The 15,974-nt window shown below is 59.0% G+C and carries 13 protein-coding genes; 2 read left to right on the top strand and 11 right to left on the bottom strand.

Translation table 11 applies throughout. The features are described from left to right. The first annotated feature begins 50 nt into the window (after nt 1-50). A complete protein-coding gene (locus tag AB4N41_RS09945) occupies nt 51-2,858 on the top strand; it encodes an RHS repeat domain-containing protein (protein WP_252877233.1) in 2,808 nt (935 codons plus the stop codon). 77 nt (nt 2,859-2,935) lie between these two features. On the opposite strand, the gene AB4N41_RS09950 is transcribed toward AB4N41_RS09945, so the two are convergent. The 11 genes from AB4N41_RS09950 to AB4N41_RS10000 form a co-directional block, all read right to left on the bottom strand. Next, nucleotides 2,936-3,580, bottom strand: a complete 645-nt coding sequence (locus AB4N41_RS09950) for a methionine ABC transporter permease (RefSeq protein WP_016772208.1) — start codon at nt 3,578-3,580, stop codon at nt 2,936-2,938. Beyond that, nucleotides 3,570-4,691: a methionine ABC transporter ATP-binding protein gene (locus tag AB4N41_RS09955; protein WP_252877234.1), complete on the bottom strand. Its 1,122-nt coding sequence runs from the start codon at nt 4,689-4,691 to the stop codon at nt 3,570-3,572. Before AB4N41_RS09955 ends, AB4N41_RS09950 begins: the two co-directional genes overlap by 11 nt. A gap of 2 nt (nt 4,692-4,693) precedes the next feature. Further along, nucleotides 4,694-5,503: a MetQ/NlpA family ABC transporter substrate-binding protein gene (locus tag AB4N41_RS09960; protein ID WP_252877235.1), complete on the bottom strand. Its 810-nt coding sequence runs from the start codon at nt 5,501-5,503 to the stop codon at nt 4,694-4,696. A 126-nt stretch (nt 5,504-5,629) separates the two neighbouring features. Next, nucleotides 5,630-6,988 (bottom strand): LLM class flavin-dependent oxidoreductase, encoded by a 1,359-nt coding sequence (locus tag AB4N41_RS09965; RefSeq protein ID WP_252877236.1) that lies wholly within the window; start codon nt 6,986-6,988, stop codon nt 5,630-5,632. Next, complete coding sequence (locus tag AB4N41_RS09970) at nt 6,988-8,181, bottom strand: SfnB family sulfur acquisition oxidoreductase (protein WP_252877237.1); 1,194 nt, start codon at nt 8,179-8,181, stop codon at nt 6,988-6,990. The genes AB4N41_RS09965 and AB4N41_RS09970 overlap by 1 nt, the downstream gene beginning before the upstream one ends. A gap of 27 nt (nt 8,182-8,208) precedes the next feature. Next, nucleotides 8,209-9,450: an SfnB family sulfur acquisition oxidoreductase gene (locus tag AB4N41_RS09975; RefSeq protein ID WP_252877238.1), complete on the bottom strand. Its 1,242-nt coding sequence runs from the start codon at nt 9,448-9,450 to the stop codon at nt 8,209-8,211. 264 nt (nt 9,451-9,714) lie between these two features. Continuing rightward, nucleotides 9,715-10,479, bottom strand: coding sequence for a hypothetical protein (locus AB4N41_RS09980; protein ID WP_252877239.1), 765 nt, complete (start codon nt 10,477-10,479; stop codon nt 9,715-9,717). 462 nt (nt 10,480-10,941) lie between these two features. After that, complete coding sequence (tcyN, locus tag AB4N41_RS09985) at nt 10,942-11,691, bottom strand: L-cystine ABC transporter ATP-binding protein TcyN (protein WP_076565047.1); 750 nt, start codon at nt 11,689-11,691, stop codon at nt 10,942-10,944. A gap of 4 nt (nt 11,692-11,695) precedes the next feature. Continuing rightward, nucleotides 11,696-12,361 (bottom strand): cystine ABC transporter permease, encoded by a 666-nt coding sequence (gene tcyL / locus AB4N41_RS09990; protein WP_016772200.1) that lies wholly within the window; start codon nt 12,359-12,361, stop codon nt 11,696-11,698. Continuing rightward, entirely contained in the window at nt 12,361-13,161 is an 801-nt protein-coding gene (gene tcyJ / locus AB4N41_RS09995) for a cystine ABC transporter substrate-binding protein (RefSeq protein ID WP_016772199.1), read from the bottom strand. The genes tcyL and tcyJ overlap by 1 nt, the downstream gene beginning before the upstream one ends. A gap of 243 nt (nt 13,162-13,404) precedes the next feature. Further along, complete coding sequence (locus AB4N41_RS10000) at nt 13,405-14,397, bottom strand: D-cysteine desulfhydrase (RefSeq protein WP_252877240.1); 993 nt, start codon at nt 14,395-14,397, stop codon at nt 13,405-13,407. A gap of 190 nt (nt 14,398-14,587) precedes the next feature. Between AB4N41_RS10000 and epsC the strand changes: the two genes are divergently transcribed. Next, complete coding sequence (gene epsC / locus AB4N41_RS10005; RefSeq protein ID WP_024011175.1) at nt 14,588-15,514, top strand: serine O-acetyltransferase EpsC; 927 nt, start codon at nt 14,588-14,590, stop codon at nt 15,512-15,514. Nucleotides 15,515-15,974: the final 460 nt, after the last annotated feature.

The raw sequence follows: 15,974 nt of genomic DNA on the forward strand, positions 1-15,974 counted from the left end.
ACCAGAATAAGCACAGTCTTGGTATCAAAGATGCCAAGGACTCACTCCAAATGGGCACTCGTCATGACACCACCACTCCGACCTTGTCGGTAATTGACCCGCGCGCACTGGTGGTTCGCAGCGTTGCCTATTGCCGACACCCGGATAAAGCCGACATCGAATCGCGCATCACCCGGCAGATCTTTGATGAGGCGGGGCGTCAGGTAGCGTCGTGGGATCCGCGTTTGTACGGCGTTGCGCCCAAGCCGAATCTGGCCACACTCTACGCATTGAGCGGTCAAGACTTACTCGCAGACAGCGTCGACGCCGGTTGGCAGGTGCGGCTGTTGAATGAAGCGGGCTCGATGTGTTCTGGCTGGGATGCCCGGGGCAGTCAGAGTCACCGCCAATACGATGATCTGCTGCGACCGCTAGCCCTCACCGAGCAGGCGCACGACGGGCAGCCTCGCGTGGTCGAGCGCTGGATCTATGCAAAAGCCACCGATGATCGTGCGCTGCACAACCAGTGCGGTCGACCGATCCGCCACGACGACCCGGCCGGCAATCGGCATTTCGATGGCTACGGCCTCGCTGGCGCAGTGGTGGTGGAGTCGCGACGTTTTTTGATCGAGCTCGAGACGCCTGACTGGCCGCTCGAACCCGACCGGCGGGATGACTATCTCGAGGAAACAACCTACGTCACCCGGCAGACTTTCACTCCAACCGGCGAGTTGCAGCATCACACCGACGCGGTTGGAAACCTCCGGACCCAGCATTACAACATCGCCGGGCAAGCTTGCGCGACCTGGCTGTTGCAGGCCGGCGAGGGCAGGCAGCCGAAGTGCCTGGTCAGCGCGATTCGCTACAACGCGCAGGGTCAGATCGAAAGCGAAACGGCCGGCAACGGCGTCATCGCCCGCGCCGAATACAGCCGCGATGACGGCCGGTTGCTGAGACTGCTCGCCAGTGTCGGCACGCATCCTCCGTTGCAGGATCTGAATTACGTCTACGATCCGGTGGGCAACATCATCAGCCTGGAAGACAAGACTCAAGCCGTGTCCTGGCTCAACAATCAGCGCATCGATCCGGTCAGTCGGTATCGCTACGACAGCCTTTATCAACTGGTCGAGGCCAGCGGCTGGGAAGTCAGCCAGCCCAGTCATGGCCCGGCCTTGCCGGAGCTGCTGCCAACGCCGCTCGATCCCAATCAACGGCGCAACTACACGCAGAAATTCGACTACGACGCAGCGGGCAACCTGATCACTCGCCACCACAGCGGTGCGCCGGGTTTTTCGATGTACACCTCCCATCGCAGCAACCGAAGCCTGGCGCAGCGCGACGATGGTTCCTTGCCCGGGGAAGCGGAGATAGCGCTGGGATTTGATGCGGCGGGTAATCAGTTGGAGTTGCAACGCGGTCAGGCCATGTACTGGAACGTACGCAATGAGTTAAGCCGGGTTGTGTTGGTGCAGCGTGCGGATGAAAGCGATGACTACGAGTGTTATGGCTACGACGAGCCGGGCCATCGGTTGCGTAAAACGACTGTCAGCCAAGCGTCCGGTCAGACGCTGACGGTAGAAGTTCGTTATCTGCCGGGGCTCGAGATTCATCGCGAAGTCGATGGTGTCGAGCGACATGTCGTCAATGTCGACACCGGGCGCAATCGGGTACGACTGCTGCACTGGCCAAGCGGGGTGGAAGGCGACCAACTGCGTTACAGCCTCAGTGATCATCTTGGTTCCAGCACGCTGGAATTGGATGATGGTGCGGGGATTTTGACTCAGGAGCACTATTACCCGTTTGGTGGCACGGCGTGCTGGGCGGGTAAGAATTCATTGGCGGTGAAAAACAAAACGATTCGCTACTCAGGCAAAGAGCGGGATGCGACCGGTCTTTACTATTATGGATATCGTTATTACGCGCCGTGGTTACAACGCTGGACAAGTCCCGATCCTGGCCGAGATATCGATGGAATCAATCTTTACGCAATGCTAGGAAATAGTCCGCTGATTTTCGTTGATGAACAGGGGACGATCAGAGGTTTGAGTAGCGTTTTGAGCGGCGAAAGTGACGCGGAGCATGCGCGCAGGGCCCATTTCAAATTGCATTTGCTCCCCAGCATCATGGCTAGAAAGGACACGGATAAGAGTTCTGCCATTGGCAAAATTAAAAAGCTGGCGCGCATCCAGAGCGATGTGGCTGCGGATGAATTGCTGGAAGCCGCTGTTGATGTCATATCCAGGGCGAAACTGACTTTCAATATCAATCCGGAAAGCATCCCTGATCTAGAAGGTGATGGCCTCATGAATATGTGGCATCAAGGGGTTAAACCAGGTTTTGCAACGGAGATCCGGGATGGTTTCGAAATGGGCATGTTTGACTATGCTCATTCCCCTTCCAGAATAATAAAAGAGTATGGCTCGCTAGATCATCCGAAATTCAATGGGGATTTCAGGCCTGTTTATGGGGCTTTGAAACTCTCTGCCGGTCTGGCCAGCGCGGGTGGCGCTTCAGCCTATGGGGCTGCTGCCTTCCATCTGAAAGATGAGTCACGTAAATATATGACGTTGACCGGAGTCGACAGCTTTGATCTGAAGCCTTCAATCAATAATCTGGCTTCATTTGGAAATCTGTATCCAGTGTTTCACCAAATGCAATCCAAAACGTGGCAAGTATTGACAAGGATTATGTCGGGTGTCGAAACGGGTCTGGCTTCGCCTGATGAGTATGTGGAGTGGCAATCTCATAACAGCGTGAAGTGGAAAGACATGACGAGTCTGATTTTTCAGACAAGAGAAAACATGGAAAACACGCTTGATCAGGGAAATACCCGGGCTTTTCTGAAAAAAAATTCGATTACTCCAGGTTATGTCGGGTGAACACTCACAGTAGCGCCACCAGTTCGCATCCGATGGTGGGCGCTGGCGTTCCAGCCATCGGAAGCAAAGAGTCTGCTTCACCGCTTGTTCAACCCCCGAGCCAACCGATCCCCACCCAACTGAATCACCGCCACCAACGCCACCAGCAAGACAATCACCGTCAACATGATCTGGCTGTCGAAGCGCTGATAGCCGTAGCGGTAAGCTATATCCCCCAGCCCACCAGCACCAATTGCCCCAGCCATGGCTGACGAATTGATCATCGTCACCAGCGTGATGGTGAACCCCCCGACGATCCCCGGCAGCGCCTCGGGCAGCAGCACATGCCAGACGATATGCCAGCGCCGGCAACCCATGGCCTGCGCGGCTTCGATCAGACCATGATCGACCTCGCGCAGACTCACTTCGGCGATCCGCGCGAAGAAGGGCGTTGCGGCGATTGTCAGCGGTACCACAGCGGCCCACACGCCATAGGTGGTGCCGACGATCAGGCGGGTAAACGGAATCAGCGCAACCATCAGAATCAGGAACGGGATCGAGCGGAACAGATTGACGAAGGCGCCCAGCGCACGGTTCAACAGCGGCGCCTCATAGATCCCGCCCTTGTCACTGGTGACCAGAATCACCGCCATGGGAATCCCCGCCAGCAGCGCGATCAACGACGACACGCCAACCATCAGGAAGGTGTCGATAAAACCCTGCAGCAAGCGATCAAACCACATAGCCCAATACCTCCACTCGTTGCGCCCATTGCCCGGCGCGTTCGCGCAATTGCTCAGCGCTGAATGCCGAGCCGCTGACGGCCAGCAACAGCTGCCCCAGCGCGTGTCCCTGAATCCTTTCCACGCCGCCCTGAAGCAGCTTCACTTGGCCACCCAAAGCCGCAAATAATGCAGCCAGATCCGGCTCATCAGCGGCACTGCCGGTGAACTGCAAACGCAACACCACCGCTGCATCAGAAGCCGTGGATTGCGCCTGCAAACGGCTTTGCAATTCTTCCGGCAAGGCGTGTTGCAGCGGCGCGAGCAAGGTCTGGCTGACCTCGTGCTGCGGATTGCCGAACACTTGCCACACCGGGCCTTGCTCGACCACATGGCCATGCTCGAGCACGACGACGCGGTCGCATATCTCGCGAATCACCGCCATCTCATGAGTGATCAGCACAATGGTCAGGCCGAGGCGTTTGTTGATCTCGCGCAACAGTCCGAGGATAGACTGAGTGGTCTCCGGATCGAGCGCCGATGTAGCTTCATCGCAGAGCAGAATGTCCGGGTCATGCACCAGCGCACGGGCGATGCCGACACGCTGTTTCTGCCCACCGGAGAGTTGTGCCGGGTAGGCCTTGTGCTTGCTTTGCAGGCCGACGAGTTCGAGCAGTTCGCGCACCTTGTTGTCGCGCTGTTCCTTCGGCACGCCGGCGACTTTCAGTGGCAACTCGACGTTCTGCCAGACGGTCTTGGCCGACATCAGATTGAAGTGCTGGAAGATCATGCCGATACGCCGGCGCAGAGCGACGAGACGGTCTTCATCGAACTCGCCGATATCGACCTGATCGATCAGCACGCGTCCTGAAGTCGGCTGTTCCAGGCGATTGATCGTGCGGATCAGCGACGACTTGCCGGCGCCGCTGCGGCCGATGATGCCGAACACTTCACCACGCTGAATCGCCAGGTCGATGCCCTGCAAGGCCGCGACAGGTCCTTGCCGGCCGTTGTAGGTTTTGCCCACGCCAATAAAGCGTACGTGGGCGCGATTCAACTCGGGGTGCAGCTCGGTTTTTTCAGCATTGTGTGGCTCTGGAAGCTCCAGTCGCCGTTGGATCGCTGCGGTCATGTTCAGCTTTCCCAGCCGGCCTGATAGAGCTTGCCGTGGGCCTTGTCCAGTGCCGCGCGAACGGCCGGCGAATGCTGATAGATGTCGACGAACTTGATCAGGCGCGGGTCGGTTTTGCTCTTCGGCTGGATGACGAACTGGATCACGTATTCCTTGTGATCGAGACCGTCGAACAGCAGCGCCGAGCCGGCATCGAAGGTCTTCGCCAGACGGATGTAGGCTGGATAACCCTGGACCAGATCAGCGTCGTCATACGCGCGCACCAGTTGCACGGCTTCGACCTGCAGGATCCTGATGTTCTTCGGATTGGCGACGATGTCGTCCTCGGTGGCTTTGTAGCCGACGCCCGGTTTCAGGGTGATCAACCCGGCCTTGGCGAGCAATTGCAAACCGCGTCCGCTGTTGATCGGGTCGTTGGCGATGGCGACGCTGGCGCCTTCGGGCAGTTCATCGAAACTTTTGTATTTCTTCGAATACAGACCGACGTTGTTAATGATCCCAGGAGCGAATGGCACCAGATCGAAACCGGACGCGGCTTTGGCGTTTTCCAGGAACGGGATGTGCTGGAAGTAATTCACATCGATGTCGCCAGCGGCGAGGCTGACGTTGGGCGCGATCCAGTCGGTGAATTCCACCAGTTCGACTTGCAGGCCCTGTTTGGCGGCCTCTCCGACGGCGGCTTCCAGCGGGATGGCAAAAGCGGCGGTGGTGCCGATTTTCAGCGGCGCATCCGCAGCGAATACCGCCGAGCTGAACAGGCCGAAGGCCAGAGCCAGTGCTTTGACTGGGTGGGAGAGGGTTTTCTTGGTCATGATGAGTTTTCCAGTCAGTGCATAAGATTTGTGGTGCCTGTTGTGGCCTCATCGCTGGCAAGCCAGCTCCCACAGGTTTTGTGTGCGCCGCAGACCCTTGTGGGAGCTGGCTTGCCAGCGATGCTTTTAGCGTCGGTACGAAGAGCCGGCATGTTGCTCAGGCAACTGCGCCTCACCGTGAAACAACTTCTCGCGTAAGGTCCCGCCCTCATACGCAGTCTTGTACGAGCCGCGCCGCTGCAACTCGGGAATCACCAGTTCGATGAAATCGACATAGCTTTCCGGGGTGACGATGCGGGTCAGGTTGAAGCCGTCCAGACCGGTCTCGGCGATCCACGATTCGAGTTCATCCGCTACCTGCTCGGGCGAGCCGACCACGGTGATGTAACGACCACCGAGGGCGTGCTGGTCGAGCAATTTGCGCCGGGTCCAGTCGTTGTTCTGCAGGTTTTTTGTCGCCGACTGAATCGCGTTGCTCTTCACGTACTGGATCGGTTCGTCGATTTCGTACTGGGCAAAGTCGATGCCGGTGGAGGCGGAAAAATGCGCCACGCCGGCCTCGGCGCTGGCGTAGCTCAGGTACTCGGCATGCTTGGCCCACGCCGCTTCTTCGGTGGCGCCGACGATCACATTGAGGCCCATGAATACCTTGATGTCTTGAGGATTGCGCCCGGCTTCGACCGCGCTGGCACGGACCTTGTCGACCTGCACTTTGGTCGATGGTTTGTTCTGGCCGCTGATGAACACGCATTCGGCGTGACGCCCGGCGAAGAGCAAGCCGCGATCGGAGCTGCCGGCTTGGAACAATACCGGCGTGCGCTGCGGTGACGGCTCGCAGAGGTGATAACCCTCGACCTGATAGAACTCGCCCTTGTGCTCGACCTTGTGCACTTTTTCCGGATTGGCGTAGATGCGCTGCTCGCGGTCGTTGAGCACCGCGCCGTTTTCCCAGCTGCCTTCCCAGAGCTTGTACAAGACCTGCAGATATTCTTCGGCCTGGTCGTAGCGGCGGTCATGTTCGACCTGTTCGCGCAGGCCCATGGCTTTGGCGGCGCTGTCCAGGTAACCGGTGACGATGTTCCAGCCGACCCGGCCGCGACTCAGATGATCGAGCGTCGACATGCGTCGGGCGAACAGATACGGCGGCTCGTAAGTGAGATTGGCAGTCAGGCCAAAGCCGAGGTTTCTGGTGACGGCGGCCATCGCTGAAACCAGCAGCAGCGGATCGTTGACCGGCAACTGGATCGACTCTTTCAGCGTGACGTCCACCGAGTTCTGGTAGACGTCGTAGACGCCGACGATGTCAGCGATGAACAAGCCATCGAACAATCCACGCTCAAGCAACTGCGCCAGTTCGGTCCAGTATTCGATCGTGTTGTAGCGGGTCGAAGTGTCGCGCGGATGCGTCCACAGGCCGTGATTGATATGGCCGATGCAGTTCATGTTGAACGCATTGAGCAGAATTTTCTTTTTCGCAGCGCTCATCAGATCGTCCCTCGCAGCGGAGGGTTTTCGTCGTTGAGGTAATAATTGCCAACTGCGTGATATTTCCAGCGCACTGGGTCATGCAGGGTATGCACTCGGGCGTTGCGCCAGTGGCGGTCGAGGCCGTGTTCACTCAGCGTCGCCTGGCTGCCGGCCAGTTCGAACAGGGTGCTGCCGGCGGCGAGGGAAATTTCCGTACTGATCGCCCGCGCTTCGGCAACTGCAATCGATGCGGCGGCGACGGTTTCGGCGTTGGTTTCGGCTTGCGCGGCATCGAGGATTTCGCCGGCACGTTCGAGCAAGGCTTCGGTGGCGTGCAACCGAATGCTCAAGTGGCCGAAGCTCTTCAATGTGAGTGGATCTTCGGTGGCCTTGTCGTTGCCGGAATCGATCCACGGACGGGTCTTGCTGCGCACGAAATGCAAGGCATCTTCGAAAGCGGCGCGGGCAATGCCGGTGTCGATGGCGGCGTGGAGAATCTGCGCCAGCGGGCCGACCGTGGTCGGGCGCTCGAAAGCGCTCTGAAACGGCAGCACATCTTCAGCCGCTACATACACATCTTCGAACACCACCGAGCCACTGCCAGTGGTGCGCTGGCCGAAGCCGCTCCAGTCGTCGATCACCGTCAGGCCCTTGCTCTCGCGCGGGACGAAGGCCAGTTGCTGTACGCCGTTTTCATCGACCACCGACGTCGGAATGCGCTGCGCGTAAATCGCCCCGGTCGAGTAGAACTTGCGACCGTTGATGCGATAACCAGCGCCGTCGCGTTTGAGACGGGTGACACGGTCGTGAGCGGTTTTGGTGCCCAGTTCCGCCAGCGCATTGCCGAAGCGTTGACCGGCGAGGACCTCGGCGTACAGACGTTGTTTCTGTTCATCGCTGCCATTCACGCGCAGCACTTCCAGTGCGTAGAAATGGTTCTGCGGAATTTGCCCGAGTGAACCGTCGGCCTGCGCAATCAGGGCGATGACTTTGGCCAGGGTGACGTTGGATACGCCCGCGCCGCCATATTCTTTTGGCACGCTGATGCCCCACAGGCCGGAGCGGGAAAACACTTCGAGCTCGGCCAATGGCAGGCGGCGTTCGCGGTCGCGGATCGCGCTGTCGCGTTTGAAATCTTCGGCCAGGTCGCTGGCGACGATCAGGGCTTGCTCATCGCTGGTGATGAGCGCGACGTGATGGGAAAGCGTCATAGGGGGTTCTCCAGATGACTGGTCGTCTCAGATCCAGGAATGGCGAGCCGGCAAAGTGCCGTTCAGGCGATAGGCGCCGACTGCGTGATATTTCCAGCGCACCGGGTCGTGCAGGGTGTGCACGCGGGCGTTGCGCCAGTGGCGGTCGAGATTGAATTCGGCGAGGGTCGCGCGGCTGCCGGCCAGTTCGAAGAGCTTTTCGCTGGCCAGCAGCGAGATCTCGGTGGTCAGTACTTTTGCTTCAGCCACGGCGATCGAAGCGCGTGCGGCGGATTCGGCAGTCAGCGGCGCGGCGTGGACTTCATCGAGCACTTGCCCGGCCTTGCGCAGCAGCGCTTCGGCGGCGTGCAGTTCGATTTTCAGTTTGCCGATATCGGCGATCACGTAGAGGTCATCGCTGGCGCGCTCGACCTTGGCGTCGATCCATGGCCGCGCGCGGGTTTTGACGAAGTCGATGGCGTCGTCGATAGCACCGCGTGCGATGCCGGCGTCGATGGCCGCTTGAATCAGCTGCGACACTGCCCCTTGGGTGTTCGGCTTGTCGTTGATCTTCCAGTTGTCGATGACCAGGCTCGACTCGACGCGCACGTTGTTCAGCAGGATCGTGCCGCTGGCGGTGGTGCGCTGGCCGAAACCCGACCAGTCATCGACGATGCGCAAACCTGGCGTGCCGCGACGGACGAAGGCCAGCACTTGCTTGCCGTCATCGTTGAGCGCTTTCACCGCGACCCAGTGGGCGAACAGGGCGCCGGTGGAATAGAACTTCTGGCCGTTGATCACGTAGTCGTCGCCATCTGCACTGATTCGCGCCTTCAGTTCCAAGGTGTTTTTCGTGCCGCGTTCCGGGCCGGCATTGCCGATGCGCCAACCTTCCAGAACACTCTGGAACAGCTGCTTTTTCTGCGCTTGGGTAGCGGTGCCGAGCACCAGATGGATGATGCCGAACTGGTTTTGCGGAATCTGTCCGAGCGCCGGGTCGGCGGCAGAAATGATCGCGAATACTTCAGCCAATGTGACGAAGGAAACCTGCGGGCCACCGTATTCGCGCGGGATGGCAATGCTGCCCAGACCGCTGCGGGTGAACTGTTCGATTTCCGACCATGGCAGCTTGCGCTGACGGTCGCGTTTGGCCGCCTGCACGCGGGCGGCCTGCGCCAGCTCGTGGGCGGCCTTGATGGCTTGAGCGTCGTTGCGCAGTACTTGCGCGGGCAACAACAGTGGGGCGATGTCCAGATCGGACTGCAGATTCGCATCTGCCAGACTGGACATCAGTGCCGCTCCCTGGCTGCACGCAATGCCCTGGCGATCTGCACTGGGGTGATTGTGTTCCGGACCATACCTACCTCACATCTCATGAAAAACGCCGCGAAGTGCGGCGATTGAAAGAATGTCCGGTGGTCCGGTGCATATACCCTAAGCGTGTATAAAAATTAAATGAACTAACTTTTAGGAATATGCATAGAAGGGTGGATGTTCGGCTTGGTTAACGAGGTTCAGGTGAGAGATAACTGACCTCCCACCCCTGAGCAGGTCTCACTTGGTACGTGATTCGGCGGCCTTGAATTCGGGCTTCAGGTGGACTTTCACGTACGGATTCACGCAACCGATTTTCAGTGTGCGCGGCGGCGCCCATCGCGAATTGTTGCCCACCCGGTCGAGGATGCAGTACGTCACGTCCAGTCGCAGGTCTTCGCCCGCTTCGACAATCACCGCCGGTGGCACCCAGACCTGAATCGGCAGCCCGACGTCGGCCGCAGTGAGCGCCGCCAGATCCATGCGCACATCGCCCCAGCGCAATGTGATGGCGTCGTCTTCGGCCATGTTCAGATAAGGCTCGATAGTCAGCGGCACGCCGCGTTTGATCTGGCTGGGGTTGACGCCCTGGCGGCGAATCGCTTCGGGGATGATCACCGGTGCCAGTTGCTGGTTTTCATCTTCGCAGTGCGCAGCGGGCTGGCCACCCGGGCAATCGAGTTTGACCTGTATCCGCGTCGTTGCCGAAAGCGCGGCGCCCTGGCCGACCTGCATCACGCGGTAGTGAATGCGCGCGGTGCCGTTGGTGATGAAACTCTCCGGCACCCGCAGGCTGACCGACTCGCCCACATCGGCCGCGCTGAGGACTTTTGACGCGACATAGCATTTGTCCCAGAACAGTTCGATCAGATCGCCAACGTCCATGTCGCAGTAGGGCGGCACGTCGATGAGCAGGTGAGCTGCCGTTGCCAGGTTGATGCCGGTTTTTTGTGCGCATGCCAGCGTTGGCGCTGCAAGTTCGGGTGTGTGCGAAGTGCGGGTCATCGGTTTCTCTCCTTGAAGTCTTGCAGCGAAATCCGTTTCTGGAAAACAAAAAAGGCGCGAATCAACTGGCAATAAAAGCGACAAGTATTTGCTCGGTATTAGTGCGGGTTGTTTGAACTAATGGGCGCCGGTTGCCGACTAGATAAAAGTCTGCGGAGAGGGGTGTCAATAGAGGGGATTAGTTAATGCGTAAATTACAAGTTAATCAGAAAGCTCCTACGTCATCGAGGCACTAAGCCTAGGCGTAAGCGCGAAATCAGCTACAGATAAACAGCGGTTTCGCGGCGTTTTGTGCGGGTTCGTTCACCGGCAAACGTGTGGAAATATGACGAGTCGAGAACGTGCGTCATCGTTGCGCAATGTATATCTGCGCGCACAAGTAATAAATATTTAGAAGAATGAAATGCCGGGGGAGGGATAACTTCCGTCCGTGGAAGTTGAGGGCTGTGGCAGAGAAAGTTCTCAGGCGTGATTCAGAAACTTGCTGAGAAACTGTTTGGTGCGTTCTTCTTTCGGGTTGGCAAACAGTGCCTTGGCTTCACCTTGTTCAACAATTACGCCCTTGTCGAAAAACACCACGCGATTGGCCACGTCACGGGCAAAACCCATTTCATGGGTGACAATCACCATGGTGCGATTTTCTTCGGCAAGACCGCGGATGGTCGCCAGCACTTCGCCGACCAGTTCCGGGTCGAGGGCGGAGGTCGGTTCGTCGAACAGAATGACTTCCGGCTCCATCGCCAGCGCCCGGGCGATTGCCACGCGCTGTTGCTGGCCACCGGAAAGCCGGCGCGGATACGCGTCCTCCTTGCCGGCAAGCCCCACTTTGGTCAGCAGCTTTTTACCCAGAGCAACTGCCTGGTCGCGCGGCATCTTCTTGACCACGATCGGGCCTTCGATGACGTTTTCCAAAGCGGTGCGATGGGGGAACAGGTTGAAGTTCTGGAACACGAAGCCGACGTGCTGGCGCAGGTTGCGCACCAGACTTTGCTGCTGGTTCAGCGGACGGCTGGTATCGATTTCGATATCGCCGACCTTGATCCGGCCGCTGGTGGGTTCTTCGAGGAAATTCAGGCAGCGCAGGAACGTCGTTTTCCCCGAACCACTGGGACCGATGATCGCGACGACTTCGCCTTCCTTTACCTCAAGGTCGATGCCGTTGAGCACGACCTGTCCCTTGAATTGCTTGGTCAGTTTTTCCACGACAATCATCGCGTCAGGACTCCTGGTCGTGCCGATTGACCCGCTCTTCCAACTTGTTCTGCAAGTGCGAAAGCACCGTGGCCAGAATCCAGTAGATCAGCGCGGCGGCAAGATACATGGTGAAGACTTCAAAAGTCCGGGCGGTAATCAGCTGCGCCTGACGGAACAGCTCCGGCACCTGAATGGTCGCGGCCAGCGCCGTGTCCTTGACCAGCGAAATGAAGCTGTTGCCCAGCGGCGGTAATGCCGTGCGCATCGCTTGCGGCAGGATGGCCCGGCGCAGGGTCTGCGCGCGGGTCATGCCGATACTCGCAGCAGCCTCCCACTGACCGCGTTCGATCGAACCGATCGCGGCCCGAAGGATTTCACAGGCGTAGGCGGCCATGTTCAGCGAGAAACCGATCAGCGCTGCTGGCAGCGGATCAAGCTCCATGCCCAGTTGCGGCAAGCCGTAATAGATCACGAACAACTGCACCAGCAACGGCGTGCCGCGAAAGAACGACACGTAGATGCGGGCCAGCCAGCTGACCGATTTGAAGCGCGACAGGCGCATCAGCGCGAGGCCGAAGCCCAGCAGCAGACCGAAGAACATCCCGCCGAGGCTGAGGACTACCGTGTAGTACGCGCCCTTCAACAGAAAGGGCGCGGAATCCAGCGCGAGTTGGAAAGCCTCTTCCATTATTTAGTGACGTCTGCGTTGAAGTATTTCTTCGACAGTTTCTCAAGAGTGCCGTCAGCACGCAGTTCGTCGAGCGCCTTGTTCACCGCAGCCAGCAGTTCAGGCTCGCCTTTGCGCAGGGCGATACCGGATTCCTGACGCGAGAAGGCCTCACCGGCAGCTACGGTTTTCGGGGCTTTCTTGGCGTATTCGAGGGCAGCCAGACGGTCGATCAGGATGGCATCGGTACGACCGTTGTTGAGGTCGGCGAATTTGGTCGGATCATCATCGTAGGTGCGCACGTCAGCACCCGGCACGTTGGCGCGGACCCACTGCTCGTAGTTGGTACCCAGGCCGACACCGACTTTCTTGCCGGACAGGTCAGCGGCAGTCTTGATGTTCAGCGCCGACTCTTTGCTTTTCAGCACGAGGGCCTGAATGCCAGAGACGGTATACGGTTCGGAGAAGTCGTACTTCTTCTTGCGCTCGTCGGAAATGGTCACTTGGTTGACCACCAGATCCAGACGCTTGGATTCCAGTGCGGCGAGGATGCCGTCCCATTTGGTCGGCTGAATCTTGGCCTTGACGCCGAGCTTTTGCGCCAGCGCTTCGGACAGCTCCACTTCAAAACCCGACAGCTTGCCGTTCTCGTCGACATAGCTGAACGGGGGGTAAGTGCCTTCCAGGCCGACGTTGAGAACGCCCTTGTCCTTGATCTGTTGCAACTGCTCACCGGCCACTGCCTGACCGATCAGGCCGGCGCTCAGTGCCAGACCCAGCGAACCGACCAGCAGAGTGCGACGTAGTGCGGAAAAATTCATGACAAGCCCCTGTGTTTTCTTATGGAAGACGCTTAAGGAATGTAGGCAAATTGGTGATTTGAACGACAGCGCTATCCTGCCTTAAAGCAGCTTAAGCGTCTCGCCCGAAATTCGCCTGCGGCGAGACTATAAGATGTGATCGTTAGACTTGAAAATACTTAATATCAATTTTGATATTCACTTTTTGCATAAGATCATTCCCACGCTCTGCGTGGGGAACAATCACCATCTCTTGATCTGCTCTTACAGAAAATCCTTGTAGGCAAACAACGCTGGCGCGCCCCCGGTGTGCAGGAAGATGATCGGGCCGTCATCGAATCGCTGCCGGCCAATCCCGTCTAACAGGCCGGCCATGGCCTTGCCGGTGTACACCGGGTCAAGCAACAGACCTTCCTGAGCCGCCAACAGTTTCACCGCCGCCAAAGTCCCGGCATTCGGTTCGCCATAACGTGGGCCGAAATATTCGTCCCACAGCTCGACCTTGAAGCTGGCCGGCAACTCGACGCCCAGCAGCTCAGCGGTGCATTCGGCCAAACCCTGAACCTTCGGGCGCTGATCTTCTTCACTGCGCGAAACGGTCACGCCAATCACCGGCAGTTGCGGCAGCGCCTCACTCAGCGCCAGTCCGAGGCCGCTGTGAGTACCGGCGCTGCCCGAAGCCAGCAGCACTGCGGCGAAATCGAGGCCGCTGTCTTTGATCTGCTCAGCCAGCTCCAGCCCGGCGCGCACATAACCCAGAGCACCAAGGGCGTTGGAGCCGCCGATCGGCACCAGATACGGCTTCTTGCCGTTGCTGCGCAGGCGCACGGCGAGGGCGGCCAGTTGTTCGTCGGCATTGTCGAGGTTGTCGACCAGCTCGACTTTGGTGTCGAACAGATCCAGCAGCAAGCGGTTGCCGTTGCCGGTGTAATTTCCATCATCAGTGCCCAGCGGATTTTCCAGCAGCGCCACACAACCGAGGCCGAGTTTCGCGGCCAGCGCGGCGGTCTGGCGCACGTGGTTCGATTGCAACGCACCGGCCGTGATCAGCGTGTCAGCACCTTGCGCGAGCGCGTCGGCGGCCAGGTATTCGAGTTTGCGCAGCTTGTTGCCGCCCATCGCCAGCGGCGTCAGGTCATCGCGCTTGATGTACACCTCGCGACCAAGCCAGGTGGACAGGCGTTCGAGTTTTTCCAGCGGAGTAGGGTGGCTCAGCAGTTCGAGACGGGGGAAGCGTTGCAGCTGTTGTTTGATCATGGGTCCGTACTGGCGCAGAAGAATGAAAGGACTATAGGCACGCGATTTTGCCCGGGCAACCGCCAATCGCTTATAGCCAAATGGACTGAGGCCAGCACTATCGGTTCTTAATTCGTCGGCAAAGCCATGCCGTAAAGTAGGCGCCGATGACGCGGCCAGACAGTCCGGCCGCCCGTGAGGAGTCTTTACCGTGAGCGAGCGTTCCAGCCATTGGCAATTGCAGACCATCGTCAGCCAGCTGCGCAGCGCGCGGGATCAGTGGCGCGCACAGAATGGTCGCGCTTCAGGGGAGCAGGGTGGGCGCGAGTTGCCGTCGCGTGCGGCGATGGCGGAGATCCTCGAGGCGCTGTGTGGCGCGCTGTTCCCGATGCGTCTGGGGCCGGTCGATCTGCGTGAAGAAAGTGAAGACTTCTACGTCGGCCACACGCTTGATGTAGCGCTCAATGCATTGCTGGCGCAGACGCGCCTGGAGCTGCGTTACGTTGCCCGCCACAGCGCGCAGGACGACAGTGAAGTCGAGACCCGCGCCATTCAGATCGTGCAGGATTTTGCCCTCGCATTGCCGGGTTTGCGCACGCTGCTCGACACCGACGTGCTGGCGGCCTACCACGGCGACCCGGCGGCACGCAGCGTTGACGAAGTGCTGCTGTGCTATCCGGGCATTCTTGCGGTGATTCACCATCGCCTGGCGCACCATTTATACCGTGCCGGGCTGCCGTTGCTGGCGCGGATCAGCGCGGAGATCGCGCACTCGGCGACCGGCATCGATATCCACCCGGGCGCGCAGATCGGCCGCAGTTTCTTTATCGATCACGGCACAGGCGTAGTGATTGGCGAAACCGCGATCATTGGCGAGCGGGTGCGCATTTATCAGGCGGTGACTTTGGGTGCCAAGCGCTTTCCGGCGGATGAGGACGGCCAGTTGCAGAAGGGCCACCCGCGCCACCCGATCGTTGAGGATGACGTTGTGATTTATGCCGGGGCGACGATTCTCGGACGGATCACCATCGGCAAGGGCTCGACCATTGGCGGCAACGTCTGGCTGACGCGCAGTGTGCCGGCGGGGGCGAATCTGACGCAGGCAAATCTGCAGCATGATGACGGGACGCAGAAGTAGGCCGTGGAATCCTTTTCCCCTCACCCCAGCCCTCTCCCGGAGGGGAGAGGGGGCCGACCGAGGTGTTTTGCGTCATACATCGACCTGAAATACCGGGTCGATTATGGATTCGGCACGGTTTCCTCAGGTTGGCGCACATTCTGAACATCCCCCAATCAGTCCCCTCTCCCTCTGGGAGAGGGTTAGGGTGAGGGGCTTTTGATTCTTGCTTGGCGCAGTGAACGAATCTCACAAAACCCGCGTCATAAACCTCCTCGGGCGCTGTAGGAAACCTACCGCCCAGCCCTGCGATTAGTCCTTACCGCCCCATTCATGTTTAACTTGAACGTTCATTCAAGTTAAACCGGTGGTTCGCTGCCCGCTCACAACAGGAGGCTTGCCTTTGCTGAGTCCGATCATTTCAGCCACGTTTCAACCCTTCGAGGTGCACCTTTCATGAGTGCATCGTCTACCCCCGCCA

This window comes from Pseudomonas sp. S2_A10 (genome assembly GCF_054668465.1).